19 protein-coding genes and 1 pseudogene are annotated in these 21,554 nt (G+C 70.8%); 8 read left to right on the top strand and 12 right to left on the bottom strand.

Features of this window, described 5'->3' with window-relative positions; genetic code table 11:
- The first annotated feature begins 4 nt into the window (after positions 1-4).
- Together dusB and ppdK are read left to right on the top strand one after the other, a co-directional pair.
- Positions 5-1,192: a tRNA dihydrouridine synthase DusB gene (gene dusB, locus H9Y04_RS26835; protein WP_187816616.1), complete on the top strand. Its 1,188-nt coding sequence runs from the start codon at positions 5-7 to the stop codon at positions 1,190-1,192.
- Positions 1,193-1,596: 404 nt separating this feature from the next.
- Positions 1,597-4,308 carry a pyruvate, phosphate dikinase gene (ppdK, locus tag H9Y04_RS26830; protein WP_187816615.1) on the top strand — a complete coding sequence of 904 codons (2,712 nt, stop codon included), beginning with the start codon at positions 1,597-1,599 and terminating at the stop codon, positions 4,306-4,308.
- Positions 4,309-4,489: 181 nt separating this feature from the next.
- On the opposite strand, the gene H9Y04_RS26825 is transcribed toward ppdK, so the two are convergent.
- Entirely contained in the window at positions 4,490-5,023 is a 534-nt protein-coding gene (locus H9Y04_RS26825; protein ID WP_187816614.1) for a dihydrofolate reductase family protein, read from the bottom strand.
- A gap of 181 nt (positions 5,024-5,204) precedes the next feature.
- Between H9Y04_RS26825 and H9Y04_RS26820 the strand changes: the two genes are divergently transcribed.
- The gene (locus H9Y04_RS26820; RefSeq protein WP_187816613.1) at positions 5,205-6,179 is read left to right on the top strand and encodes a sigma-70 family RNA polymerase sigma factor; all 975 of its coding nucleotides are present in this window, start codon (positions 5,205-5,207) and stop codon (positions 6,177-6,179) included.
- 34 nt (positions 6,180-6,213) lie between these two features.
- Here H9Y04_RS26820 and H9Y04_RS47815 read toward each other — a convergent pair whose 3' ends face one another.
- The 3 genes and pseudogenes from H9Y04_RS47815 to H9Y04_RS26810 form a co-directional block, all read right to left on the bottom strand.
- Positions 6,214-6,387, bottom strand: a complete 174-nt coding sequence (locus H9Y04_RS47815) for a hypothetical protein (RefSeq protein WP_306660178.1) — start codon at positions 6,385-6,387, stop codon at positions 6,214-6,216.
- A gap of 218 nt (positions 6,388-6,605) precedes the next feature.
- Positions 6,606-6,881 (bottom strand): annotated as a pseudogene (locus tag H9Y04_RS47810) (class I SAM-dependent methyltransferase); the annotation flags it as partial.
- A gap of 367 nt (positions 6,882-7,248) precedes the next feature.
- Complete coding sequence (locus H9Y04_RS26810) at positions 7,249-7,437, bottom strand: hypothetical protein (protein ID WP_187816612.1); 189 nt, start codon at positions 7,435-7,437, stop codon at positions 7,249-7,251.
- Between the two features lie 116 nt (positions 7,438-7,553).
- Here H9Y04_RS26810 and H9Y04_RS26805 point away from each other — a divergent pair, with 116 nt between their 5' ends.
- On the top strand, positions 7,554-8,525 hold the full coding sequence (locus tag H9Y04_RS26805) for an ArsR/SmtB family transcription factor (RefSeq protein ID WP_187816611.1): 972 nt from the start codon (positions 7,554-7,556) through the stop codon (positions 8,523-8,525).
- A 10-nt stretch (positions 8,526-8,535) separates the two neighbouring features.
- Here H9Y04_RS26805 and H9Y04_RS26800 read toward each other — a convergent pair whose 3' ends face one another.
- Positions 8,536-9,690 carry an alkaline phosphatase PhoX gene (locus H9Y04_RS26800; RefSeq protein WP_187816610.1) on the bottom strand — a complete coding sequence of 385 codons (1,155 nt, stop codon included), beginning with the start codon at positions 9,688-9,690 and terminating at the stop codon, positions 8,536-8,538.
- 157 nt (positions 9,691-9,847) lie between these two features.
- On the opposite strand from H9Y04_RS26800, the gene H9Y04_RS26795 reads away from it, so the two are divergent.
- Together H9Y04_RS26795 and H9Y04_RS26790 are read left to right on the top strand one after the other, a co-directional pair.
- Positions 9,848-10,465, top strand: a complete 618-nt coding sequence (locus H9Y04_RS26795; protein WP_214661642.1) for a DUF4287 domain-containing protein — start codon at positions 9,848-9,850, stop codon at positions 10,463-10,465.
- Positions 10,466-10,558: 93 nt separating this feature from the next.
- A complete protein-coding gene (locus H9Y04_RS26790; RefSeq protein ID WP_187816609.1) occupies positions 10,559-11,029 on the top strand; it encodes a group III truncated hemoglobin in 471 nt (156 codons plus the stop codon).
- A 63-nt stretch (positions 11,030-11,092) separates the two neighbouring features.
- Here H9Y04_RS26790 and H9Y04_RS26785 read toward each other — a convergent pair whose 3' ends face one another.
- From H9Y04_RS26785 to H9Y04_RS26770, 4 genes are all read right to left on the bottom strand, one after another.
- Positions 11,093-12,013, bottom strand: coding sequence for an oxidoreductase (locus H9Y04_RS26785; RefSeq protein ID WP_187816608.1), 921 nt, complete (start codon positions 12,011-12,013; stop codon positions 11,093-11,095).
- Positions 12,014-12,155: 142 nt separating this feature from the next.
- On the bottom strand, positions 12,156-12,932 hold the full coding sequence (locus H9Y04_RS26780; RefSeq protein WP_187816607.1) for an SDR family NAD(P)-dependent oxidoreductase: 777 nt from the start codon (positions 12,930-12,932) through the stop codon (positions 12,156-12,158).
- A 26-nt stretch (positions 12,933-12,958) separates the two neighbouring features.
- Positions 12,959-14,542, bottom strand: a complete 1,584-nt coding sequence (locus tag H9Y04_RS26775) for an MFS transporter (protein ID WP_187816606.1) — start codon at positions 14,540-14,542, stop codon at positions 12,959-12,961.
- A gap of 105 nt (positions 14,543-14,647) precedes the next feature.
- Positions 14,648-15,235 carry a TetR/AcrR family transcriptional regulator gene (locus H9Y04_RS26770; RefSeq protein WP_187816605.1) on the bottom strand — a complete coding sequence of 196 codons (588 nt, stop codon included), beginning with the start codon at positions 15,233-15,235 and terminating at the stop codon, positions 14,648-14,650.
- 194 nt (positions 15,236-15,429) lie between these two features.
- Between H9Y04_RS26770 and H9Y04_RS26765 the strand changes: the two genes are divergently transcribed.
- Positions 15,430-16,092 carry a hypothetical protein gene (locus H9Y04_RS26765; protein WP_187816604.1) on the top strand — a complete coding sequence of 221 codons (663 nt, stop codon included), beginning with the start codon at positions 15,430-15,432 and terminating at the stop codon, positions 16,090-16,092.
- Positions 16,093-16,116: 24 nt separating this feature from the next.
- Here the strand turns inward: H9Y04_RS26765 and nirD are convergent, their stop codons facing one another.
- The 3 genes from nirD to H9Y04_RS26750 are packed head-to-tail and all read right to left on the bottom strand — an operon-like array spanning position 16,117 to position 20,193.
- Positions 16,117-16,440 (bottom strand): nitrite reductase small subunit NirD, encoded by a 324-nt coding sequence (nirD, locus tag H9Y04_RS26760; RefSeq protein ID WP_187816603.1) that lies wholly within the window; start codon positions 16,438-16,440, stop codon positions 16,117-16,119.
- A complete protein-coding gene (gene nirB / locus H9Y04_RS26755) occupies positions 16,437-18,992 on the bottom strand; it encodes a nitrite reductase large subunit NirB (protein ID WP_187816602.1) in 2,556 nt (851 codons plus the stop codon). Before nirB ends, nirD begins: the two co-directional genes overlap by 4 nt.
- A gap of 1 nt (position 18,993) precedes the next feature.
- Positions 18,994-20,193, bottom strand: a complete 1,200-nt coding sequence (locus tag H9Y04_RS26750; RefSeq protein WP_187816601.1) for an NAD(P)/FAD-dependent oxidoreductase — start codon at positions 20,191-20,193, stop codon at positions 18,994-18,996.
- 148 nt (positions 20,194-20,341) lie between these two features.
- On the opposite strand from H9Y04_RS26750, the gene H9Y04_RS26745 reads away from it, so the two are divergent.
- Positions 20,342-21,448 carry an SMI1/KNR4 family protein gene (locus H9Y04_RS26745; RefSeq protein WP_187816600.1) on the top strand — a complete coding sequence of 369 codons (1,107 nt, stop codon included), beginning with the start codon at positions 20,342-20,344 and terminating at the stop codon, positions 21,446-21,448.
- Positions 21,449-21,554 lie beyond the last annotated feature (106 nt).

Raw genomic sequence — 21,554 nt, 5'->3', positions numbered from 1 at the left:
CGGGATGCCGCAGCACTCCTTCTCCCCGCTCACCGTCGGACCGCACGTCGTCCAGCCGCCCGTGGTGCTCGCCCCCATGGCCGGGATCACGAACGCGCCGTTCCGTACCCTCTGCCGGCAATTCGCCGAAGGCGGATCATTCGCCGGAGGCGAATCAAAGGAGGAAGCCTCCGGCGGCAAGGGCCTGTTCGTCAGCGAGATGATCACGACGCGCGCCCTGGTCGAGCGCAACGAGAAGACCATGCAGTTGATCCACTTCGACGAGACCGAGAAGCCCCGCTCGATCCAGCTGTACGGAGTGGACCCGGCCACCGTCGGCAAGGCCGTCCGCATGATCGCGGAGGAGAACCTCGCCGACCACATCGACCTCAACTTCGGCTGCCCGGTCCCCAAGGTCACCCGCAAGGGCGGCGGCTCGGCCCTCCCGTACAAGCGGAACCTGCTGCGCGCGATCCTGCGCGAGGCCGTCAGCGGCGCCGGCGATCTGCCGGTCACGATGAAGATGCGCAAGGGCATCGACGACGACCACATCACCTATCTCGACGCGGGCCGTATCGCGGTCGAGGAGGGCGTCACGGCGATCGCGCTGCACGGGCGCACGGCGGCCCAGCACTACGGCGGCACCGCGGACTGGGACGCCATCGCGCGGCTCAAGGAGCACGTGCCGGAGATCCCGGTGCTGGGCAACGGGGACATCTGGTCCGCCGAGGACGCGGTGCGCATGATGCGCGAGACGGGCTGCGACGGAGTGGTCGTGGGCCGCGGCTGCCTGGGGCGGCCGTGGCTCTTCGGCGACCTGGTCGGCATCTTCGAGGGCAACCAGGCCCCCGCGGCGCCTTCGCTTCGAGAGGTTGCCGAGGTGATGGTGCGGCACGCGACGCTGCTCGGGGAGTGGATCGGTGACGAGGCACGCGGTGTCATCGACTTCCGTAAGCATGTGGCCTGGTACCTCAAGGGCTTCGCGGTCGGCTCCGAGATGCGCAAGCGCCTGGCGATCACCTCTTCCCTCCAGGAGCTGCGCGGCGGGCTCGACGAGCTGGATCTCGACCAGGCCTGGCCGGTCGGCGCGGACGGCCCGCGCGGCCGTACGTCGGGCAACAACCGGGTCGTGCTGCCGGACGGCTGGCTCAAGGACCCGTACGACTGCGCGGGCGTGAGCGAAGAGGCGGAGCTGGACACGTCCGGCGGCTGAGGAGGTGTCCGGAGGCTGGGAAGACGGCGTCCGGACCCTGGGAAAGCCCGCCGATTGATGATCGATAATCGCGTGATTCTCGCCACCTTGAGAAGCTCACTGCTCACATGAGCGGATCTTGAAGGTGTGTGGGGCCTGAAGGGTGGCACGGGGTGCCACCCTTTTTGCGTTCAAGACTTGAACTCAACTGCTCCAGATCCCGCTCATGTGAGCGCAATCTTTCTCGATGAGGTCAAGCTCCCTTCGGGGGATGAAAACTTCGCCTACCGAAGGGTCACTTTCGATCTGCTGGCGGACGGGTGGTTACGGCCGTAGGGCGCTCAGGTGTATCTCCTCAGAAGCCTTCGATCTGGGTATGTTCCTCGACGTCAGGGCAGCCACCGAGCCTCGAGGAGTCGAGACCCGTGTCGGAAAACAAGAAGCAGAAGTTCGTCTACGACTTCACCGAGGGGAACAAGGACCTCAAGGACCTCCTCGGCGGAAAGGGCGCCAACCTCGCCGAGATGACCAATCTCGGCCTTCCGGTCCCTCCGGGCTTCACCATCACCACCGAGGCCTGCAAGGTCTACCTGGACAGCGGCACCGAGCCCGCTGAGCTGCGCGAAGAGGTCAGTGCGCACCTCGACGCCCTCGAGCAGAAGATGGGCAAGAAGCTCGGCCAGGCCGACGACCCGCTGCTGGTATCCGTACGTTCGGGCGCCAAGTTCTCGATGCCCGGAATGATGGACACCGTCCTCAACATCGGCCTCTCGGACGCCTCCGTGAAGGGTCTCGCCAAGCAGGCCGGCGACGAGCGCTTCGCGTGGGACTCGTACCGCCGTCTGATCCAGATGTTCGGCAAGACGGTCCTCGGCGTGGACGGCGAGCTCTTCGAGGACGCGCTCGACGCGGCCAAGGAGGCCAAGAAGGTCACGGTCGACACCGACCTCGGCCCCGCCGAACTCCAGAAGCTGGTCAAGGAGTTCAAGAAGATCGTCAAGCGTGAGGCGGGCCGTGACTTCCCGCAGGACGCGCGCGAGCAGATGGATCTCGCCATCACCGCGGTGTTCGACTCTTGGAACGGCGACCGCGCCAAGCTGTACCGCCGCCAGGAGCGCATCCCGGGCGACCTCGGCACCGCCGTCAACGTCTGCTCGATGGTCTTCGGCAACCTCGGCCCCGACTCCGGCACCGGCGTCGCCTTCACCCGCGACCCCGCCTCGGGACACCAGGGTGTGTACGGCGACTACCTGCAGAACGCGCAGGGCGAGGACGTCGTCGCCGGTATCCGCAACACCGTGCCGCTCGCCGATCTCGAGAACATCGACAAGAAGTCGTACGACCAGTTGATGCAGATCATGGAGACGCTCGAGACGCACTACAAGGACCTGTGCGACATCGAGTTCACCATCGAGCGCGGTCAGCTGTGGATGCTGCAGACCCGCGTCGGCAAGCGCACCGCCGCCGCCGCGTTCCGTATCGCCACACAGCTCGTGGACCAGGGCCTGATCGACGAGGCCGAGGCGCTGCAGCGCGTCAACGGCGCGCAGCTCGCGCAGCTGATGTTCCCGCGGTTCGACGAGGACACCAAGGTCGAGAAGATCGCCCGCGGTATCGCCGCCTCGCCGGGCGCCGCGGTCGGCAAGGCCGTCTTCGACTCGTACACCGCCATCAAGTGGTCGCGCTCCGGCGAGAAGGTCATCCTCATCCGCCGTGAGACCAACCCCGACGACCTCGACGGCATGATCGCCGCCGAGGGCATCCTGACCTCGCGCGGCGGCAAGACCTCGCACGCCGCCGTCGTCGCCCGCGGCATGGGCAAGACCTGTGTCTGCGGCGCCGAGGAGCTCGAGGTCGACACCAAGCGCCGCCGGATGACCGCGCCGGGCGGTGTGGTCATCGAGGAGGGCGACGTCGTCTCCATCGACGGTTCCTCCGGCAAGGTCTACGTCGGTGAGGTGCCCGTCGTGCCCTCGCCCGTCGTCGAGTACTTCGAGGGCCGGATGCACGCCGGCGCCGAGGAGGCCGGCGAGCTGGTCGCCGCCGTGCACCGCATCATGTCCTTCGCCGACGGCAAGCGCCGTCTGCGCGTGCGTGCCAACGCCGACAACGCCGAGGACGCGCTGCGCGCACGCCGCTTCGGCGCCCAGGGCATCGGCCTGTGCCGCACCGAGCACATGTTCCTCGGTGAGCGTCGCGAGATGGTCGAGAAGCTGATCCTCGCCGACACGGACGACGAGCGTGAGGAAGCGCTCAAGGAGCTGCTTCCGCTGCAGAAGAAGGACTTCATCGAGCTCTTCGAGGCGATGGACGGCCTTCCCGTCACCGTGCGGCTGCTCGACCCGCCGCTGCACGAGTTCCTGCCCGACATCACCGAGCTCTCGGTCCGCGTCGCGCTCGCCGAGTCCCGCAAGGACGCCAACGAGAACGACCTGCGCCTGCTCCAGGCCGTGCACAAGCTGCACGAGCAGAACCCGATGCTGGGTCTGCGCGGTGTGCGCCTCGGTCTGGTCATCCCCGGTCTGTTCGCCATGCAGGTCCGCGCCATCGCCGAGGCGGCCGCGGAGCGCAAGGAGGCCAAGGGCGACCCGCGGGCCGAGATCATGATCCCGCTGGTGGGCACCGTCCAGGAGCTGGAGATCGTCAAGGACGAGGCGGACGCGGTGATCGCCGAGGTCGAGGCCGCCACCGGCACCAACCTCAAGCTCACCATCGGCACCATGATCGAGCTGCCGCGGGCCGCGCTCACGGCCGGTCAGATCGCCGAGGCCGCGCAGTTCTTCTCCTTCGGCACGAACGACCTGACGCAGACGGTCTGGGGCTTCAGCCGCGACGACGTGGAGGCGAGCTTCTTCACCGCGTACCTGGAGAAGGGCATCTTCGGTGTCTCGCCGTTCGAGACCATCGACAAGGACGGCGTCGGCTCGCTCGTGAAGCACGCCGTCAAGCAGGGCCGCGCCACGCGTCCCGACCTCAAGCTCGGTGTCTGCGGTGAGCACGGCGGCGACCCGGAGTCGGTGCACTTCTTCCACGAGGTCGGGCTCGACTACGTGTCCTGCTCCCCGTTCCGTATCCCCGTCGCCCGTCTCGAGGCCGGCCGCGCCGCGGTCGCGTCGAAGGGCAGCGACAGCCGCTGAGGCCGGACCATGACCGGTGGCTGAACCACCGGGGCCGTCGGCGGGTCATGCCCTGACAAACCCTCACCGGTTCGTCGACGGCCCCGGGTCCATCGAAGGAGGCGCCCCTGTGCGGGGGGCGCCTCCTTTGTCTGTATGCGCTTTGTCTGTACGCGATGCGCTTTGTCTGTACGCGGAGACGTCAGGCGTTCGCGTAGGAGAGAGCGACCACGCCGTTGCGGCGCTCCCTGACGGAGGCCAGCCGCAGGTTCGTGCGCTTGCCGGGGCGCAGCAGCGGAGTGCCGCCGCCCGCCATGACCGGGACGACGAGGAAGTTCAGCCGGTCGACCAGGCCGTGTTCGAGGAGGGTCTGGGCGAGCCGGCCGTAGCCGTAGATCATCAGATGCCCGTCTCCCTGTTTCTTCAGTTCCTGCACGGCGGGGACCGGGTCGCCGGGGACGAGCGTCGAGTTGTTCCAGTCCGCTGTGGTCAGGGTGGAGGAGAAGACGTACTTGGGTATGTCGTTGATCCGGTCCAGGTAGAGCCCGGAGGGCGAGGACCAGGCGGCGGCGAACTCGGTGTAGGTGGTCCTGCCCATCAGCATGGCGTCGCTCTCGCGCAGTACGGCGAGTGCCTCCTCGGCGGCCTGCTGGTCGAAGAAGTCCCCGACCCATGACTGCGGGTCGCCGTGGACGCCGTCGAGCGAGACCAGGCTGCTCACGATCAGATTGCGCATGGTGCCTCCTTCTGCCGGTGGAATCCGCACTGCTGCCGGTGGAATCCGCAGGTGAGCGCGTCTGCCAGGTGAAGCACCGGCCGTGCGGAGGATTCACCGGCGCGACGGCGATGAATCCGGGCCGTCAGGGGTGTTGCACTGTCAGAAGCCCGAGAGCCCGGACGAAGGGACAGTCCGCCCCATGACCGAAGCGACCCTTGCCCTTGCCCAGGCGGGGGACGGTGAGGCCTTCCGTGAACTCATCGCTCCCCACCGCCGCGAGCTGCAGGCGCACTGCTACCGGATTCTGGGATCGGTGCAGGACGCCGAGGACGTACTTCAGGAGGCCCTGTTGGCGGCATGGCGTTCGATCGGCCGGTTCGACGGCAGGTCACTGCGGGCGTGGCTGTACCGGATCGCCACCAACCGCTGTCTCAACCACCTGCGCGGTGAATCCCGCCGGCCGCAGCCGGCGGGTCTGCCCGATCCCGGCCCGGCGCAGGGCGGAGCCGCCGACCCGTGGTGGCTCGAGCCCTACCCCGGTGATGCGGACGGCCTGACGCCCGGCCCCGAAGCCCGGTACGACGCCCGGGAGTCGATCGCTCTGTCGTTCGTGGCGGGTCTGCAGCATCTGCCGCCGCGGCAGCGTGTGGTCCTGGTGCTCCGTGACGTGCTCGGCTTTCCCGCGGCCGAGACCGCCGGGATCCTCGACACCACGCAGGCGGCCGTCAACAGTGCGCTCGTCCGGGCCCGGGCCGCCCTCCCGCCCGGCCTTCACCCGTACGACGTGCCGGTGCCCAAGTCGCCGGCCGAAGCGGCCGTCGTCGACCGGTTCGTCAGCGCGTTCCAGCGCTCCGATGTCGCCGAACTGGTGGCCCTGCTGACCGACGACGCCAGGCTGACCATGCCGCCCCAGCCCGTCGGGTACCGCGGACCCGAGGCGATCGCCCGGTTCCTGACCTCCCATCAGCTCCAGGAGATGACCTTCCTCCCCGCCCGCGCCAACGGCCAGCCGGCTCTGGTGCTCTACCTCCCCGATCCTCACGCCCCGATCCTGCGGGCGAACGGTCTGACGGTGCTCACCCTGCGCGGAGACCGGATCCACGCGCTCACCCGCTTCGGGGACACGAGCCTCCTCGCCCGCCTCGGCTACCCACGCACGCTGCCGAACCGCTGACGGCGGGCACCTGGCGTGGGCCGAGGTCTTCGGCTCAGGCCTTCTCGGCGAGGATCGAGTAGGTGAGGGGGATGCGCGGCGTGCCCTCGGGGTGCCGGTAGACATCGCCTTCGTGGCGTACGAGCGACTGCCGTTGCAGGCAGAAGGTGTGGTCGTGCTCGTGCAGGAACCGGATCCGCAGACCGGCTCCGGCGATCGACGAGACCACGGTCGCCAGGCTGTGCCGCCACTCGATGGTCTCGTCGGCCTCGGTCGCCGCCGTCTCGTCCGCGTACGTACCGGGGCCGCCCGAGGCCTCCGGCCCCTCGTGGAGTAGTCGTGGGTCACCGTGCTCGCCGTCTCGTCGTCGAGGTCGAAGCCGAAGGGATGGAACTCCGCGAGATACAACTGCCCGCCGGGGGCGAGCAGTTCGGCGACCACGGACGCCCAGCGGTTGATGTCGGGAAGCCAGTTCAGCGCCCCGAAGCGGACGTGGACGACATCGAAGGTCTCACCCCCGACCGCCGAGGCCGCGTCGTGGACATCCGCGGTCAAAGAGCGTGCGTCGAGGCCGAGTCGGGTGGCGAGCCGCGTGGCCGCCTCGATCGCAGGGGGAGAGAAGTCGAGACCGGTGGCCCGGGCTCCGCGTGCCGCCCACGACAGTGTGTCCCGGCCGAAGTGGCACTGCAGATGGATCAGCCGCTTGCCCCTGACGTCCCCCATCTCGGCCGTCTCGAAGTCCTTCAGGGAATCGGGCCGGGCGCGGAACCCCTCCATGTCGTAGAACGACCCGCCCAGGTGAATGGGCACCCGCTCGTCCCAGTACGCCTTGTTCAACTCCCGCCAGTGCCCTGCCGGTTCACCCATGGACCCGGAAGATGCACGGAGACGGACCGGCCCACTACGCCGTCGGGTGGCGGCCGAGGCGGGCGAGGCCCGTCTGGTGCGGTGCCGTGCCGAATCCATGAGTGCGGGCCCATTCCGCATCGTCTATTCCGTACGGGAATTCCCTGGGCGGCCGGGGAATCATGTCCGGAGAGCGGACGGAGTAGTTGATTCCGCGGGTATGCATACACGCCGCAACGAATAGTTACTCGGCGTACCGCAGCGTTTCCGTGATCTCCGCGCCCGGCGGCGCCCAGTCGGCCGCACGGGACGCGGCGGCCCCGGTGTCCGGTCCTCCCCCCGAGGAACCGCAGCTCACCAAGGCCGCCGCGAACAGTGCCAGGGCGGCTCCCGCCGACTTCGTCCGTCCTGGGCGCAGTTGTGCAAAGCTCACCGTGCTCCCCGTACCCCCGCACGAGCCGTGCCCGAACCATCCTCGAGGGGATAGGAAGGAACCGCGAGGCATTTCGGTTCAGTCCAAATAGGGGAGTCGGACAGGGGGAAATCGACGTGCTGCGGATCCATTTCACGGCTGCGGATCTCACCCGCGTACGGATCGCGGACCGGGCGCATCTGCTCTGGGAGACGGTGCTCAGCCTGCACCGGCTGCGCGACCGCTGGGCCCCGGGAGAGCTGGACGGCTGGCGGGCCGGCGCCCGCCACCGGCTCGGCGGCGATCCGGAGCGCGGGCGGCGGGCGCTCGGTGTCATGGGCGCGCTGATACCGGAGCGCGGCAACTTCCCGGACTTCCTCACGCCGAGCGCGCTGCACGGCTCCATCGACGAGAGCCTGGACGTGCTGGCCTCGACGCCGCGTAAGCAACTCGGCCTGGAAATGGGCCGGTTGGATGCCGTGCCGACGTGGCTGCAGCCGCTCGCCGACGGCGACCGGCACACGCTCGGACTGCTGACCGGCAGTCTGCGCGACTACCACCGGGCGAGCATCGCGCCCTATCTCGACCGCGTCCACGCCCAGGTCGACGCCGAGCGCGCGGTCGCGCTGCGCGGGCTGCTCGACGGGGGCACGGAGGGGATGCTCGCGCGGCTGCGGCCCGTGCTCCGCTGGAAACCGCCGGTCCTCGAAGCCGACTATCCGATGCCGCACGACATCCACCTCGCCGGGCGCGGACTCGTCCTCGTGCCCTCGTACTTCTGTGCCCGCAGGCCCGTGACCCTGGTGGACGAGGACCTGCCGCCGGTCCTCGTCTACCCGGTGCGCCGCACCGGCGCGGGCACCGGGCGGCCGGCCGGAGGGCGCGGGCCCCTCGACCGGCTGCTCGGGCGTACGCGTTCGGCCGTGCTCGCGTCCGTCGACGGCGGCTGCACGACCGGTGAACTCGCCCGCAGGGTCGGGGTGTCACCGGCCTCCGCGAGCCAGCACGCCTCGGTGCTGCGCGAGGCGGGCCTGGTCTCGACGGTCCGTGACGGCCCCAGCGTCCTGCACACGCTGACGCCGCTCGGCCGGCGGCTGCTCAGCCGTTGAGACGTGGTCCTCAGCTGCGGAAGGGCCCCGTCACCTCGTACGTGATGCCGCCCGAGGAGCTGCCGCTCGTGCCGCGCTGGCTGGAGAAGTACAGCCGCGTGCCGTCGGGTGAGAAGGCGGGGCCGGTGATCTCCGATCCCGACTGCCCGGTGATCCGCAGGAACGGGGCGACCACGTCATCCGGCGTGATCATGCAGATCTCCATGTTGCCGCCGTCCTCGGCGATGAACAGATCGCCGGACGCGGTGCCCGTCACGTTGTCCACACCGGTCAGCGGCGGGCCGCTCACCAGCGAGTCGTCATAGGCGAGTTCGAGGGTCTGCGCGGCCGCGTTGTACTGCCAGACACGGTTGTCGCCCTTGGTGGTGAACCAGCAGGTGTCGTCCGCGTAGTAGCAGCCCTCGCCGCCCGTGAAGCGCTTGGCGCCGGAGACCTGGCTGCGGGTCGAGGCGGAGGCGCCGGACGGGTCGGGGACCTGGGCCCAGGTGACCGGGCCGCTGGTGCCCGAGCCCATCTTCAGGACCTCCAGCTTTCCGGCCGACAGATCGCCCCAGGTGGTGGGCGTGAAGCGGTAGAAGCAGCCGTCGGAGACGTCCTCGGTGAGATAGATCGTCCGGCGTACGGGGTCGGCCGCGGCCGCCTCGTGCTTGAACCGGCCCATCGCGTCCCGGCGCACGGCCGCCTTCACGCCCCACGGGTCTGTCTCGTAGACGTAGCCCCGGTCGACCTCCTCGCAGGAGAGCCACGTGTTCCACGGGGTCTTGCCGCCCGCGCAGTTGGTGCGCGTGTTGGACAGAATCCGGTAGGCGCCCGTGATCGCACCGGCCGAGGAGAACTTCACCGCGCCCGCGCCGCCCCCGGGGCTGATCTCCGAGTTCGATACGTAGATCCAGCCGCTGCCGTCCGCGTAACAGGCGCCGCCGTCGGGGGCGTTGTGCCAGGTGTACGAGGTGGAGCCGACTTTCTGTCCGGAACGGGCGATCACCTTGCTGGTGAACCCCGCGGGCAGCTGTATCCCGTTGGCGTCCGCCGTCTTGAGCGCGCCGTAGGGGCCCGTGCCGGGCTGGGCCGGGTCGGCGAAGGCGGCGCCGCGCCACAGCGTGCCGCCGAAGGCGGCCGCCGAGCTGCCGATGACCGCGCCGCGCAGGAAGGTCCGACGTTCCACTGTCTCTCCAGGTGGTGGGGGACGCCCCGCGCGCCGGTGCGGCGGCGGGGTCGCGCGGTTGGAGAACCTAGGCGGGCAGTGTTGTCTGTACATGAACAAGGGGCGAAGGGTGGGCGCAGGTTTGCCGGGGCGCGGCCCCCGTCCTAGCGTCGGGCTCATGAGCACCGCGAAGAGCGCCGGCTCCGACGCCGCGAAGAGCACCGGCCCCGGCGCCGGAAAGAAGATCACCGAGAAGCTGTCGGCCGCCGTCCTGAGCGAGGCCACCGGCAAGGACTGGGTGGGCTGGTTCGCCGTGCTCGACAAGTGGGGTGCGGGGCGGCGCGGCCACACCGAGATCGCCCGGCATCTGCGCGAGGAGCACGGCGTCAACGGCTGGCACGCCCAGTCGATCACCGTCGGCTACGAGCAGGAGCGGGGTCTGCGCGAGGTCGGCCAGTCCTGCGACGGCACGTGGGAGGCCTCGGCGAGCAAGACCGTGAACGCACCGGCCGTACGCGTCACGGAGGCCTTCACCGACGAGAAGGTCCGCCGCCAATGGCTCCCCGACAGCGATCTGGCCCTGCGCACGCACCGCCCCGGCAAGTCCCTGACCGCCGACTGGGACGGCGCCACCAGCCGGATCTCCGTCTTCCTGACGGTCAAGGGACCCGAGAAGACCCAGATCACCCTGGGTCACCACAGGCTGGACGACGCGGACGCGGTGGCCGCGTACAAGGAGTTCTGGCGGGCGCGGCTCACCGAGCTGAAGGGGCTGCTGGAGCAGGCGGACGGATGAGAAGGGCGCCGCGGTGCGGCGGGGACTTTCGGCCCCGCGGCACGGGGCCTTGCGGCCCTGTTCCCGGTACGCACGCGAGCGGACCCTGACAGGATGGAATCCGTGCACTCCGCTGCCCGTGACCGCGCCGACATCGCCGGGCGCGACGATCTCGATGTCGTGCTGCGCCGCTTCTACACGGCCGCCTTCGCCGACCCGCTGATCGGCCCCTTCTTCACCGAGATCGCCGGCACCAGCCTCGAGGTCCACCTGCCCCGGATCACCGACTTCTGGGAGCGCGCCCTCTTCCGCAGCGCCGAGTACCAGCGCAACGCCTTCGCCCCGCACGCCGCCCTGCACTCGGTCGAGCCGATGACCGCCGAGCACTTCGGGCGCTGGGTCCAGCTGTGGCACGCCACCGTCGACGGACTGCACGCGGGCCCCCACGCCGAGCGCGCCAAGGCGCAGGGCGAGCGGATCGCCGTGGCCATGCTCAAGCGCCTGTCGGGCGGCCGGGCCGACACCTCCGGCGACGGGCTCGGCTTCATCCCGCTGGCGGCGGTGGAGCTGCGGGCCGCGGCCTGACCCGACGTTCGGGCCGCCCTCCGGCAGGACGTTCGCGCCGCCCGGCGCACCCGCGGCGGCGGCTCACTTCAGCTCGTAGGTCACCCCGGTGAGCTGCTCCGAAGCCGCCCACAGCCGCTCGCCCGCGGCATCGTTCAGCGTCCACTTCGCGCGTACGGACTTCACCGGCGCCCCGCGCCAGCCCTGCAGCCGCGGCCCGGTGAACGAGTCGGGGCGCACCCCGGGCGCCGTCGCCGCGTACAGCGTGGGCAGCGCGCCCGCCTCGGCGGACTGGGCCAGGATCTGCGTACCGAGTCCGGCGACGCGTTCCGCGAGCCTGCGGCCCTCCATGCGCGCCCCCGCCGTCTGCAGATTCGTCCGGGCGAACCCAGGGTGCGCGGCGGCCGCGACCACCTCGGAGCCGGCCGCGTCCAGACGGCGCGCCAGCTCGTGCGTGAAGAGCAGGTTCGCGGTCTTGGAACGGCCGTAGGCCACCCAACGCCGGTAGTTCTTCTCGGAGTTGAGGTCGCCGATGTCGATGTTCGACAGGAAGTGCATGCCGCTCGACACGTTCACGATCCGCGCGCCCGGCGTCGCGAGCAGCTTCGGCAGGAGCAGTCCCGTGAGCGCGAAGTGGCCGAGGTGGTTGACGCCGAACTGGGTCTCGAACCCGTCGGCCGTCTTCCCGTACGGGAGGGCCATCACGCCCGCGTTGTTGATCAGCAGATCGAGCCGCTCGCCGCGGAAGGCGGCCGCGAAGTCCCGTACGGACTGCAGGTCGGCCAGGTCAAGTGCCGCGAACTCGGCCTCGGCGCCCGGGACTTCGGACGCGATCCGTTCCTCGGCCTCCTTGCCGCGCGCCTCGCTGCGGCAGGCGAGCAGCACCCGTGCACCGCGCCGGGCCAGCTCACGGGCGGCCGCCAGGCCGATACCGCTGTTGGCGCCGGTCACGACCGCGGTGCGGCCGCTCTGGTCGGGGATGTCGCGCGCGGTCCAGGCGGTCATGACGGTCCTTCCGGAAGGGGAAGCTTCGGTTGACCGCAAGCCTACGGCTGGGCTTACCCGTGGGTAAGCCCAGCCGAGGGGTGGCGCCGGGCGGGATCAGGTCGATGCGCCGCGGAGTGTCAGGCCGATGTGCCGCGGAGTGTCAGGCCGACGCGCCCCCGTCGATCACCAGGTCCGTGCCCACCATGGAGGCCGCGTCGTCCGACGCCAGGTACAGGACGGCCGCCGCGACCTCCTCGGTGCTCGACACCCGGCCGAGCGGGTTGGAGGCCTTCATGCGGACGGCCCGGTCGGCCTCGGTCTCGCCGGGGAGCAGCGACATGGTGGTGTCGGTGGCTCCCGGGCTCACTGCGTTGATGCGCACCCCGTCGCCGATGTGGTCGAGTGCGGCGGCGCGGGTGAGGGCGGAGACGGCGGCCTTGGACGTCAGGTAGCCGGCGACTCCGGGGATGCGGGTGTGGGCGCCGAGGTTGGAGGAGATGTTGACGATGGTGCCGCCGCCGTCCTGGCCCCGCATGATGCCGATCTCGGCCTGCAGGGCGTGCAGGACGCCCGTCACGTTGATGTCGAGCAGGGTCTGCCAGTCCTCGACGGCGAGTTCGGCGAGCGGGCCACCGCCGCGGAAGACGCCGGCGTTGTTGACGGCCACGTCGAGGCGGCCGTGCCGGCGTACGGCTTCGGCGGTCAACTCCCGTACGTCGGCGGCCTTGCTGACATCCGCGGTCACGGCGGAAGCGGTGCCGCCCGCCGCCTCGATCAGGGCGACGGTCTCGTCGAGCGGCCCCTGCTTGCGCCCGGCGACGACGACCTTCGCCCCCTCGGCGGCGAAGGCCAGCGCGACGGCGCGGCCGATGCCGGTGCCCGCGCCCGTGACGAGGACGGACTTGCCGATGAAGCGGGTGCGAGCGGTGGTGGACATACGTACTCCTGAGGTGTGAGGTGATCTCAACGGTGGTTGTTCGGAAGGGAGTTGAGGAGCGCGACGGCGACGAAGGCGACCGCGAGCGCCGCGAAGGTCGCCGCGTCCCCGCCGAGCGCGATCGCCGCCGCGAAGACGGCCGACGCGCCCACCTCCATCGCGGTGTTGAAGACGCCGCCCGCGAGTCCGGCCTGTCCGGCCGGCACGCGGTCGGTGGACAGGACGGCCGCCCCCGCGAAGGCCACGGCGGCGCCCGCGGGCAGCAGAAGCGTGCCGGGCAACAGGCTGTAGGCGTACGGGAGTTGCTCGGCGAGACCCGTCAGGGCGATCAGGCCGAGCCCGGTGGCGGCCGTGCCGAGCCCGTACGCGGTGGTCCGCGCGGCCCCGAAGCGTGCGATGAGAGGAGCGGCGGCCCGCGCGGCGGCCAGCTGCGCCACCGCGAACGGGATGAACGCGGCCGAGGTCTGCAGCGCCGACCAGCCCCGCTCCTCCTGGAGTTGGAGGGACAGGACGACGAAGGTGACGGAGGCTCCGGCGGCCGTCACCGCGACCGCGAGCAGCCCGACGGCCCGGCGCCGGTCCCGCAGGAAGCGCGGCGGGAGAAGGGGGTCGCGCACGCGGAGCTCCACCGCGAGGAAGGCCGCGAGCAGGACGGCGCCGGCGAGCAACGGCACGAGGGTGGCGCCCGAGATCCAGTCGTACGTGTCGGAGACGACGAGTCCGTAACTGACCAGCGTCACACCGGCGGTGGCGAGCAGGGCGCCGGGGAGGTCGAGGGCGGGGCGGGACTTGCCGGACGCGGTGGGTGCGATGGGTGCGGTGGGGGCGGAGAGTGCTGCGGGTTCTGTGGGTGCGTCCCTGCGGGAGGCACCCGGCAGCAGTCGGGGTGCGAGCGTCAGCGCCGCGGCCGCCACGAGGACCGGCACCGCGAGTGCCGCACGCCAGGACCACAGGGCCGTGGCCACCCCGGACAGGACGTTCCCCGCGGTCGCCCCGAGCATGTTGAGCCCGCCCCAGGTCGCCATCGCCCTTCCGTACGCGGCGGGCCGGGGGAAGAGCGCGCGCAGCAGCGCCATCGCGGCGGGCGCCGTCAGGGCGGCGCCCACGCCCTGCCCGAACCGCGCGCCGAGCAGCACCGGATACGTCGGCGCCAGCGGTACGAGCACGGAGGAGGCGGCGAAGACCACGAGCCCGGCCGCGAACACCGGCCGCCCTCCGTACCGGTCGGCGAGCCGCCCGCCGAACAGCAGCAGCCCGGCGAAGGCCAGCCCGTACGAGGCGCTCAGGAGGATCAAGTCGGCGTGGGCCAGGCCGAATTGACGGCCGATGCGGGGGAGGGGGACGGCGAGGGCGGCGAGGGTGAAGATCAGGGTGGCCTGGACCGTGCCGAGCAGGGCGAAGGCGGCGGTGGTGGGGTGGGGCGGGGAGTCGGTGGGCGGGTGGAGTGCGGCGTCCGGGCTGCTCGGCGGGCCCGGGTTGCTCGGTGTGCCCGGGTCGCTCGGTGTGCGTGGGCCGCTCGGCTCATCCGGGCCGCTTGGTGCGTCCGGGCCGCTCTGTCCGGCCGGGTCGCTCGGTGTGCCCGTCGCGTGTGGTTGGTGGAGCGCGGTCATGATCCCCCTCTTTCTTGACCGATCGGTTCAGTATTACGGCGTAAGGAAGGGGTGCCGTCGAAGGCACCCCTGTCCGTGCGCGGGCTGCGGGCCGTGTCCGCCGGTTCAGCCGTCGAGCAGCTTCAGCGCCTGCTCGGCCGCGTCCCGTACGCGTCCCGGATCGCTCGAGGCCTTGCCGGCCACGCGGATCCCCTGCATCAGGACGACCAGCATCCGGGCGAGCGCGAGCGGCTCGCTGCCTTCGGGCAGCTCGCCCTGGGCCCGCGCCCGCAGGAGCGCCGAATGGAGCGGCGTCTCCAGGTGTTCCCAGCTGCGCTCGACCCGGCGCGCGGCATCCCTGTCGTGGGCGGCGAGCTCCGCCGCCGTATTCGTGACCAGGCATCCTGCCAGGCGGGTCGTCTCGTCCGCGGCCTCGTCGGCGAACCGTCGCACCAGTGCGCGGACGGCCGGCAGGACCGGGCCGTGCTGGGACAGCTCCTCGACCAGGGCCGGGTCCCGGGTCTCCCCGTACCGGTCGAGCGCCTTCAGGTACAGCTCGTGCTTGCTCCCGAACGTCGCGTACAGGCTGGCCCGCCCGATCCCCAGGTGGCCGGTGAGATCGGCCATCGAGGTCGCCTCGTAGCCGCGCCGCCAGAACAGCTCCATGGCGGCCTGCAGCGCTGCGTCGGGATCGAACTCCTTGGTGCGGGCCATGTCGACGACTCTAGGCTTAACTGGAACGACTGGTCAAATATTGCTGTCCTGCGCCGAAGGAACGGGTGCCTCCGAGCGGAGTGCTCGATTCGCGTGGTGGGGCGGGAGCGCTCCCGCTACGGTCGTGCCGCATTCTTCGACTCGACGTACAGGGGGGAAAGTTGATGACGAGGAGAGGCAGGAGAAGACCGGTGATGCGGGGGCTCCTCGCGGCCGCCGCGGCACTGGGGCTCGTCCTCGGGGCAGTCGGCCCCGCGCAGGCGCACCCCGTGGTCGTGGAGGTCCTGGCGGACGTGCCGGGCGGGCCCTCGATGACGGTCGAGCACACAGGGCTTGTGCCCGGGCCCGTCTACGACCCCGTGGTCGATTCGGCCGAAGGGCCGCGCAAGTGCCAGCTGCGGTACCACGAGTACTACCCGACCGACGGCTGCGGAGGGTTCACCGTCAGTACCACGCTGCACGGCGTGCGCGACCTGCCCGGCTACATCGCGGGGAACCTCGGCGACGACGGGTTCTCCGCCGCCGCCGACACGGCAAGGACCTTCGGCTGCACCGCGGCCGACGGCAGCTTCGACTGGAGCACGTCGTTCGTGGTGCGCACCACGCAGCAGCCGCTGGCCTGGGTGTACTACCACGGTGACGCCGGCTGGGTCGTCAGTGCCCATCGCTCGGATCCGACACGGGAGTTCGGCCCGGGGTTCTTCCTGAACTTCGCGGCCGTCGACTTCACCTGCCCCGAGGGGCGTTCGAGGGTCCAGTACGGGCTGAAGGTCAGCAACATCACCGTCTCGACCCCGGAGACGAACGACGTCTTCGGCAAGATGACCTGGCGCGCGGAGGGGCCCTTCTACTGGTGACGGGCCCCTGACCCGCGTCCGCGGTCAGCCGAGCCGCACCTCGTAGGCCTGGACGGCGATCTCCTCGTCGTCCAGGCACCGGCCCGACTCCAGGTCGAAGCGCTGCTTCAGGAGCGGGGAGGCCACGAAGGCGCGGCCGGAGGCCGAGCCGAGGAGGCCGCGCGAGAGCACCGAGGCCCCCGTGAACGGGTCGCGGTTGTCGATCGCGTACGCCCGGCCGGTGCGGTCGATGAACAGCGCCGCATGGCGGCCGTCGGGCAGCAGGGCCGCCACCCCGCGCCCGGGCTGCACCGCACCGGCCGCGCAGACGGTGAACCAGCCTTCATCCAGCCTGAGTTGAAGGTTCATCGGACGCTCAGCGCTCCTTCGGCGTCAAGAGGGATCAGGACCTGGAGGTCCGGCTTCATCTGGTCGCGCTCGGCGACGAACTGGACGGTGGGGTCGGGCGTGCCGGGCGCGTTCACGAAGGACACGAAGCGCGCGAGGCGCTCGGGGTCGCGCAGCGTCTCGGCCCATTCGTCGCTGTAGCCCGCGACATGGTCGGCCATCAGGGACTCCAGCTCGTCGCAGAGCCCGAGCGAGTCCTCGACGATCACCTCGCGCAGGTGGTCGAGGCCGCCCTCCAGGCGCTCCAGCCAGCTCGCCGTGCGCTCCAGGCGGTCGGCGGTGCGGATGTAGAACATCAGGAAGCGGTCGATCAGGCGGATCAGTTCGGTGTCGCTCAGGTCCTGCGCGAGCAGGTCCGCGTGGCGCGGGGTCATACCGCCGTTGCCGCCCACGTACAGGTTCCAGCCGCTGGCCGTGGCGATCACGCCGAAGTCCTTGGACTGGGCCTCCGCGCACTCGCGCGCACAGCCCGAGACCGCGGACTTCAGCTTGTGGGGCGCGCGCAGGCCCCGGTAGCGCAGCTCCAGGTCGATGGCCATACGGACCGAGTCCTGCACGCCGTAACGGCACCAGGTCTGCCCGACACAGGACTTCACCGTGCGCAGCGCCTTGCCGTACGCGTGGCCCGACTCGAAGCCCGCGTCCACCAACCTGGCCCAGATGCCGGGGAGTTGGTCCACCCGCGCGCCGAAGAGGTCGATGCGCTGGCCACCCGTGATCTTCGTGTAGAGGCCGTAGTCGCGCGCCACCTCGCCGATCACGATCAGCTTCTCGGGCGTGATCTCACCGCCGGGGATGCGCGGCACGATCGAGTACGAGCCGTTGCGCTGCATGTTCGCGAGGAAGTGGTCGTTGGTGTCCTGCAGCGCGGCCTGCTCGCCCGCCAGGACATAACCCTCCGCGCCGATCGACGGCGCGAGCGAGGCGATGATCGAGCCCACCGTCGGCTTGCAGATCTCGCAGCCCTCGCTGCCCCGGGCGCTCTCACGGCCGTGCTCGTCGAGCAGCCGCGCGTACGAGGTGATCCGCTTGACCTTGACGATCTCGTACAGCTCCGCACGCGTGTGGCCGAAGCAGCCGCACAGCCCCTTGTCGCCGCTCTGCGGAAGCAGCTGCAGGATCGTCTTGACGCAACTCCCGCAGCCCGTACCGGCCTTGGTGCACTGCTTGACCTCGGGCAGCGTGCCGCAGGCGCAGATCTGGCCCTTCGTGACGTTGTGGCAGGAGCAGATGATCGCGTCGTCGGGCAGCGCGTCCGGGCCCAGCTTCACCGGACCGCCCGCGCCGGCCGGGAGCACCAGCTGCTCGGGTGAGACGGGCGGCACCGAGCCGGTCAGCGGCCGCAGCATCCCGTACGAGTCCGCGTCGCCGACCAGGACACCGCCGAGCAGCTTCCCGTCCGGGTCGATGACCAGCTTTTTGTACGTGCCCGAGCGCGAGTCCGCGTAGACCACGTCGAGGCAGCCCTCCGTGGCGCCGTGGGCGTCGCCGAACGAGGCCACGTCCACCCCGAGCAGCTTCAGCTTCGTCGACATGTCGGCACCGGTGAACGAGCCCGGGAACCCGGCGATCGCGTCCGCCGCCGCCTCCGCCATCGCATAGCCGGGCGCGACCAGGCCGTAGACCTTGCCGTCCACGGTCTGCGCGCACTCGCCGATCGCGTACACGGCGTCATCGCTCGTACGGCACTCCTCGTCGACCTTGATGCCGCCGCGCTCACCGACATCGAGACCGCAGTCACGGGCGAGCTGGTCGCGCGGACGCACACCGGCGCTGAACACCACGAGATCCGTGGGGAGTTCGGTCCCGTCCGTCAGGAGCATCCCGGTCACGCGGCCGGCCTCGTCGGTGACGATCTCCTGCGTCCCCGCGCCCGTACGCACATCGAGGCCCATGCCCGTGATGGTCTTCAGGAGGGCCGCGCCACCGCCCTCGTCGACCTGCGCGGGCATCAGCCGCGGCGCGAACTCCACGATCTGCGTGGACAGTCCGAGCCCCTTGAGCGCACCGGCCGCCTCCAGGCCGAGCAGCCCGCCGCCCACGACGGCGCCGCGCGTCGAGTCCTTCGCGTACGCCTCGATCGCTTCGAGGTCCTCGATCGTGCGGTAGACGAAGCAGCCCTCGGCGTCCTTGCCCGGCACCGGCGGCACGAAGGGGTACGAGCCCGTCGCGAGGACCAGGACGTCGTAGGCGAAGGAGCGGCCGCTCGGCGTGGTGACGGTCCTCGCACCGCGGTCGATGCTTTCCGCGGGCTCGCCCAGGTGCAGCTCGATGCCGTGCTTCGCCATGAAGTCGACCGGGGTGAGGGACAGGTCCTCGGCGCTCTTGCCCTCGAAGTACGAGGTCAGATGGACGCGGTCGTAGGCTGCACGCGGCTCCTCGCACAGCACGACCACACGGTGGCTCTCGGTCGCACCGCGCTCGACGAGCGCCTCCAGGAACCGCTGGCCGACCATGCCGTGGCCGACGAGCAGAAGGGTGGGCCGATCGGCGGCCGGAAGAGTGGGCGGCATGTCAGAAGCCTCCGTCGTGGGTGAGCAGATGGTGCAGTGATGCGTCCTGGGGCAGCGGCTCTGCGGCATCCCAGGCTTCGGCGAGCGCCCCCACGGCGCCCAGCTCGCCGAGCAGCACCCCGCCGACGAGCCGGTCGTCACGGACGACGACCTTGCGGTACGTGCGGCGGGTGGCGTCGGTGAGCCGGATCACGTCATCGCCCTCGCGGATCGAGGGGTCGCCGAACGTGGCCAGATCCAGGGGGAGTTGACCCGCGTCGCTGAGGGTCAGACGGGTGAGGGAACGCGTGCCCTCGTACGTGCCGCCCTTGTGTAGCAGCAAGTCGGCCAGGGCGTCGGCCTGTTCGAGGGCGGGCGTGGCGAGTCCGTACGTACGGCCGCGGTGCTCGGCGCAGTCGCCGATCGCATGCACGGCGGGGTCGCTGGTGCGCAGCTCGTCGTCGACGACGATGCCGCCGCGGACCTCGAGCCCGGCCTCGCGGGCCAGCACGGTGCTCGGCCGCACCCCGCAGGCGAGCACGATCAGATCGGCACCGAGCGCGTAACCGTCGGCGAGCGAGACTCCGACCGCCCGGCCGCCGTGCGTGCGCACCTCGCGCACACGGCACTCGGTGTGCACCTCCACGCCGCGCAGCCTGAGGTGCTCACGTACCAACTCAGCCGCCTCCGCGTCGAGTTGGCGCTCCATGATGTGCTCGCCCTGCTGCGCGAGCACCACCTGCGCGCCGCGCTCGGCGAGCGCCTGCGCACACAGCACGCCCAGCAGCCCGCCGCCGATGACGACCGCGCGTACTCCTTCCCGTACCGCCTCGTCCAGCGCGAGGCAGTCGTCCATGGTGCGGAAGGCGTGCACGTTCTCCGGCAGCCCGTGGGTGAGACCGCGCAGGGCGGGCAGCACCGGGTTGGAGCCGGTGGCGAGCACGAGCGAGTCGTAGGGGAGAGGCGCGGCGGTCGCGAGGTGGACCTTGCGCGCCTCCCGGTCGATGCGGACGACCCGGTCCTGGACCACGGGGCCGGCATCGGGCAGAGCCGTCACCTCTGCCGGATAGCGGCCCGCGAGCACGTCGGCGAGCAGCACTCTGTTGTACGGAGCGTGCGGCTCGGCTCCGACGAGCGTGACGTCGGCGTCGCTCCCGGCGAGGCGCAGACCGAGCCGCGCCCCGGCGGTGCCGGCCCCGATGACCACGATGCGCTGTCCCATGCCCTCAGAGTGCGCGGCGGGTGTTGCCCCACCGGATCGCCCCGGTTTCCCGTTGGGAACGGGGGGCTCAGCGGGGTGGGGTGGGGGGTGTGAGGTGCCGGGGCGGATGCGGGGCAACCATTCGGCCCTGGGAGCGGTCGATAGGCCCGTGAGCGCTTCGCATGAACACCTCGATGCATTCGCCGGGATCTTCGGCGAACCGCCGGCCGGCTTCGCCGTACCGGTCGACTGGGCAGCGGTCGAGACCTGGCTGGGGACCCGCCTGCCCGGCGACTACAAGACCATCGCCGCAGCGTACGGCCCGCTCGACATCGGCGAATGGCTCTGGCTGCACATGCCGTGTGCCCACCGCGGGTGGTTCGACTACGGGAACTGGGTGGAGCAGACCCGGCGTGCCGCCCCAGGGGTCCTTCCCTTCGGCGCCACCCGTACCGCGGACACCCTGTTCTGGGACACCACGGCATCCGACGACCCCGACCAGTGGCCTGTCGTGATGCACTGTCAGGACGACGAGAACGCGGGCCGCGACCCATGGCGGCGCTTCCGCACCCCACTCGTGCCGACCCTGGCCCGGCTCGTGGCCGACGGCCTGCGGCCGGTCGTCGCCAGGAGCGCCCTGCTGACGGATCTGGAGCCGACCGCGTGGACACCGCCGCCACGGCGACCGGAGCCCACTGCCCGGCAGCGTTCGGCGCTCACCGAAGGCAGTGGGCTCGAGGCGCTGACCGCACTCGTTCCCCCGCCCGAGTCACCCGCGCTCGGGAAGCATGGCTGGGAGTGGCTGCACGAGCGGCTGGGAACGCGGCTGCCCGGCGCGTATGTGCGGCTCATGGAGCAGTACGGGGCCGGAACCTGGGCCGGCTGGCTGCGCTTCCACACCCCGCTCGGTGATGACCAGTACGCGCTCGCGCCCTGGGCCGAGTGGTACTCGGATACCTACCGAAGTCACCGCGCCGACTTCCCGCAGTACCACCCGCTCGCCGTCTGGCCCGAGCCCGGGGGCTTCCTGCCCTTCGCCGATTCCATCGACGGCGACCAGCTGTGCTGGCTCACCGAAGGTGCCACTCCGGACGACTGGCGGCTGATCGTCGTACCGCGCCATGCCGACCAGGGCCCGCCGCTCGAGAGCGACCTGACCGAGACCCTGCTGGAGTGGCTGCGCGGCCGCTTCACGACCGAGGGCCTGCCCTGGCTGGGACGCAGCGACGAATGCCCTCTCGACTACATCGGCTTCGAGCCGTTCAGCGGCGAATAGCCGCTGCCGACCGGTTGGTTCTTAACCGGCCTTGAGCCGATCCTCAAAGCAACCTTAAGGATCACCGATGCGGCTCTGACCAGGTGATTTGTCGGGCCCGGAAGGC

The sequence above is a fragment of the Streptomyces polyasparticus genome (assembly GCF_014493765.1).
Lineage (GTDB): Bacteria > Actinomycetota > Actinomycetes > Streptomycetales > Streptomycetaceae > Streptomyces > Streptomyces polyasparticus.
Note: the sequence above shows the minus strand (reverse complement) of the source record. Positions and strands in the feature narration are given on the sequence as shown.

What these genes read in the sequence shown, in the direction of transcription:
- H9Y04_RS26775 (WP_187816606.1), bottom strand. Translation starts at nt 14,542, where the DNA reads ATGACCGCGCTCCACCAACCACACGCGACGGGCACACCGAGCGACCCG.
- H9Y04_RS26825 (WP_187816614.1), bottom strand. Translation starts at nt 5,023, where the DNA reads ATGCGCAATCTGATCGTGAGCAGCCTGGTCTCGCTCGACGGCGTCCAC.
- H9Y04_RS26750 (WP_187816601.1), bottom strand. Translation starts at nt 20,193, where the DNA reads ATGGGACAGCGCATCGTGGTCATCGGGGCCGGCACCGCCGGGGCGCGG.
- H9Y04_RS26780 (WP_187816607.1), bottom strand. Translation starts at nt 12,932, where the DNA reads ATGTCCACCACCGCTCGCACCCGCTTCATCGGCAAGTCCGTCCTCGTC.
- nirB (WP_187816602.1), bottom strand. Translation starts at nt 18,992, where the DNA reads ATGCCGCCCACTCTTCCGGCCGCCGATCGGCCCACCCTTCTGCTCGTC.
- H9Y04_RS26795 (WP_214661642.1), top strand. Translation starts at nt 9,848, where the DNA reads ATGAGCACCGCGAAGAGCGCCGGCTCCGACGCCGCGAAGAGCACCGGC.
- dusB (WP_187816616.1), top strand. Translation starts at nt 5, where the DNA reads ATGCCGCAGCACTCCTTCTCCCCGCTCACCGTCGGACCGCACGTCGTC.
- H9Y04_RS26765 (WP_187816604.1), top strand. Translation starts at nt 15,430, where the DNA reads ATGCGGGGGCTCCTCGCGGCCGCCGCGGCACTGGGGCTCGTCCTCGGG.
- H9Y04_RS26770 (WP_187816605.1), bottom strand. Translation starts at nt 15,235, where the DNA reads ATGGCCCGCACCAAGGAGTTCGATCCCGACGCAGCGCTGCAGGCCGCC.
- H9Y04_RS26790 (WP_187816609.1), top strand. Translation starts at nt 10,559, where the DNA reads ATGGAATCCGTGCACTCCGCTGCCCGTGACCGCGCCGACATCGCCGGG.
- nirD (WP_187816603.1), bottom strand. Translation starts at nt 16,440, where the DNA reads ATGAACCTTCAACTCAGGCTGGATGAAGGCTGGTTCACCGTCTGCGCG.
- H9Y04_RS26820 (WP_187816613.1), top strand. Translation starts at nt 5,205, where the DNA reads ATGACCGAAGCGACCCTTGCCCTTGCCCAGGCGGGGGACGGTGAGGCC.
- H9Y04_RS26785 (WP_187816608.1), bottom strand. Translation starts at nt 12,013, where the DNA reads ATGACCGCCTGGACCGCGCGCGACATCCCCGACCAGAGCGGCCGCACC.